General features: G+C 74.8%; 4 protein-coding genes. 2 read left to right on the top strand and 2 right to left on the bottom strand.

Annotated elements, in window-relative coordinates; translation table 11 throughout:
• Positions 1–208: 208 nt before the first annotated feature.
• Entirely contained in the window at positions 209–724 is a 516-nt protein-coding gene (locus AE652_RS38435) for a GNAT family N-acetyltransferase (RefSeq protein ID WP_049660050.1), read from the bottom strand.
• A gap of 24 nt (positions 725–748) precedes the next feature.
• Positions 749–1,165 (bottom strand): ankyrin repeat domain-containing protein, encoded by a 417-nt coding sequence (locus tag AE652_RS38430; RefSeq protein ID WP_049660049.1) that lies wholly within the window; start codon positions 1,163–1,165, stop codon positions 749–751.
• Between the two features lie 398 nt (positions 1,166–1,563).
• Between AE652_RS38430 and AE652_RS38425 the strand changes: the two genes are divergently transcribed.
• Positions 1,564–1,758, top strand: coding sequence for a hypothetical protein (locus AE652_RS38425; RefSeq protein WP_049660046.1), 195 nt, complete (start codon positions 1,564–1,566; stop codon positions 1,756–1,758).
• Between the two features lie 113 nt (positions 1,759–1,871).
• The coding region (locus tag AE652_RS38420) for a membrane protein (protein WP_049660045.1) at positions 1,872–3,192 on the top strand (1,321 nt) is incomplete at its 3' end.

Below are 3,192 nucleotides of genomic sequence, written 5' to 3'. Positions count from 1 at the left end.
CGCCGAGCGCGCCGCCGGCGTCGCCGACGGCCCAGACGGCACCCGCCCCGACGGTGCGCGCGCCGTCCTCGACCAGCCGGTCCAGCTCCCCGCCGGGCGCGGCCAGGCCGGGGAGCCGGTCGGCTCCGGGTGCGTCGGGTCCAGTCGCTCGGCGGCTCATCCGTCCCCCTCCTCGGGCCGACGGGAGCCTTCCCCGCGCGGCCGCGGCTCAGACCGCCGGAGCGAGTTCCTTGCCGAGGCAGACGCTCTGCGGGTGGTCCTTGTAGATGCCGAACTTCCGGATCGCGGCGTAGCCCTCGGACTGGTACAGCGCGATGGCCTCGGGCTGCTCGGTGCCGGTCTCCAGGATGAAGCGGGTGCGCCCGGCCTCGACCGCGGTCCGCTCCAGGCGGCGCAGCACCGCGCGGGCCAGGCCGCGGCCGCGGGCGTCGGGGACCACGAACATCCGCTTCAGCTCGGCGTCACCGTCGCGCAGGCCGTCCGGGCCGGCCTGCTTGGCCCGCCAGCCGCCGCAGCCGACCGGCCGGCCGTCCAGGTAGGCGATCATGAACAGGCCGGCCGGCGCCTCGAAGTCCTCGGGGTGCAGGACGGTCTCGTCCGGGTCGCCGTAGCGGCGCACGTACTCCTGCTGCACCTCCGCCGACAGGGCCTGGGCGTCGGGGTGGGCGTAGCCGGTGACACGGAACTCGACGGTGCCGGTGTCCTGGGCGGTGCTGGTACTCATGGTGAAAAAGCCTACGATCCCCGCTCAGCGGACCTCGAACCGGGCGACCAGCTCGTCCTTGCCGAACATCCGGGCGGTGTCCACGGCGCTCGGGACGCCGGCCCGGGGGTCGGCGCCGCCGGCCAGCAGCACGTCGAGCACGTCCGTGGCGCCCTTGAAGACGGCACCGGCCAGCGGGGTCTGGCCGCGGTCGTTGGCGCGGTTCGGGTCGGCGCCGTACCGGAGCAGCTCCGCGACGGTGGCGGCGTGGCCGTGGTAGGCGGCGAGCATCACCAGGGTGTCGCCGCGGTCGTTGGTGAGGTCGGCCGGGGCACCGGCCCCCAGGTAGGCGGACAGGGTGTCCGTCTCCCCGGCCCGGGCGGCGTCGAAGAGCTTCCCGGCGAGCGCGATCACCTCGGCGTCGGGGGCGTCGGCGGGCTGCTGGCTGGCGGCGTCGGTCATGGCGGGCGGCCTTTCCGGTCGGGTCGTCGGGCGGTCTCGGGGCTGCGCCCAGGGCACGGTAGCGGCCGGCGCCGCGACGGGCCAGCGGACGTCCGGGATCCGGATGACGGCCCGCTCCCGCCACGACACGCGACCGCGCGCGTTGCGCAGCCATTCGAGCGAACTTCCGGGACCCCCCGGAAACTTCCCACCCGCCGCCCGGGAATGCCTGGGCGCACCGAATCCCCGCGCGGCCCGGCCCCCACCCCGGCCGGTGCGCATACCGCCACCCGGCCGCCGGAACGGTATTGAACGGCAGAACCACCCATTTGCACCGTTCCATCATCTATTACTTTTTGTCACGATTAGTGCACTTTCCGTAACACCCCTGCTTGTCCCCACTTCCTGAGGAGCGGAACGTGATCCTCTCGATTTCCGGCATCGTCCTGTTCGGCACCATCGCCTTTCTCTTCTTCCGCCGGGACGGACTAAAGGTCTCCCACGCCATCGTCTGCGCCCTCTTCGGCTTCTACATCGCCGGCTCCTCGATCGCGCCGAGCATCACCGCGGGCGGCGCGAGCCTCGCCAGCCTGCTCAGCGGCATCAGGTTCTAGCCGCCACCTCCTCCCCCGCCGTACCGGCCCGGGCGCGGATCCCACACCGCCCCGGGCCCCGTCGTTCCCCACCGCGCCCACCCCACCCGTCCCACCGCCCGGGGAGTCAAGGAATGCCGCTCCACCGCCACCTCAGCAAGGGCCGCACGATCGCCCGGACCGCCGGGGACCACGCCTCCGACATGTTCGCCCCGCTCTCCGTCATCGGCCGCGGCCTGCGCCACCACGTCGACTGGGCCAGGTCCCGCTGGCAGGAGACCCCCAAGGAGCGCCGCGGCCCGACGCTGTTCCTGACCGCCGCCCTGCTTATCGGCGTCTACCTGCTGCCGCACGGCCTGCTGTTCGCCCTGATCGCCCTGATGGCCAGCGCCGCCTGGGCCGGCCGGGCCCCCAAGGCGGCACCCGCACCGCCCGCGCCGGACGCCGCCGACGTCAAGCTCGCCGCCCTCTACGCGGCGCTCACCCCGTACCTGTGCGGCCCCGAGGACGCCAACCCGCTGTACCACTTCGAGGGCGCCTACAAGAGCGCCTTCAGCGCGTGGGAGTTCGACCGCGAGGGCCGGCTCTCCCGGCTGGAGATGAGCTACCCGGCCTACTTCACCGACACCGAGCCGTCCTCCCGGGCCCGGATCGAGCAGGTGGTCCAGGGCAAGGCCGGCCGGGCCCGCGAGTACCGCTTCGACTGGGACGAGGAGTCCAACCGGCTGCGGATCACCGCGCTCGCCCCGCTGCCCACCGACATCGCCGCCCAGCGCTTCGTGGCCGCCCCCGGCGAGATCGTGCTGGGCTTCACCGACGAGGACGGCACCGCCCGCACCATCCCGGTCACCCGGGGCGGCACCACCGTCCAGCAGCCGCCGGTGGTCTGGCGCACCGGCCCGCGCTCCTCCGAGCCGCACCTGCTGGTGCTCGGCGTCACCGGCTACGGCACCTCCAGCCTGCTGCGCTCGGTCGCCCTCCAGGCGCTCCCGTACGCGGACCTGGTGGTGGTCGACGGCGCGGGCACCGGCGAGCACGCCTGCCTGGTGAACCGGCCCGGCGTGCACACCGTGGAGACCAGCCTGCACGGCGCGCTGGCCGCCCTGGACTGGGCCGTCGGCGAGACCGAGCGCCGGCTCGCCGCGCTCAACGCCGCCCGGCACGCCGGCACCGCCCCGCCCGAGGACGTCACCCGGCCGCTGTGGCTGCTGCTGGACCACCCGACCGAGCTGAGCGAGCTCGCCCAGGCCGAGGGCCGCCCCGACCCGCAGGATCTGCTGGAGCTCCCGCTGCGGCACGGTCGGGCCGCCCGGGTCACCGTGGTGGTCGCCGACGACCTCGCCGCCCGGGACCGGCTCACCGCCACCGTCCGCACCACCACCCGGGCCCGGGTGGTGCTCGGCCCGGCCGGCCCCGACGAGGGGCGCGAGGCGCTCGGCGCGCCGCTGGACATCG

It is taken from the genome of Kitasatospora sp. MY 5-36, from assembly GCF_001182915.1.
Lineage (GTDB): Bacteria > Actinomycetota > Actinomycetes > Streptomycetales > Streptomycetaceae > Kitasatospora.
This window is presented reverse-complemented; position numbering and strand designations above follow the sequence as displayed.

Excerpts from the sequence above, each read along its gene's own strand:
- AE652_RS38435 (WP_049660050.1), bottom strand. The coding sequence starts at position 724 with ATGAGTACCAGCACCGCCCAGGACACCGGCACCGTCGAGTTCCGTGTC.
- AE652_RS38430 (WP_049660049.1), bottom strand. The coding sequence starts at position 1,165 with ATGACCGACGCCGCCAGCCAGCAGCCCGCCGACGCCCCCGACGCCGAG.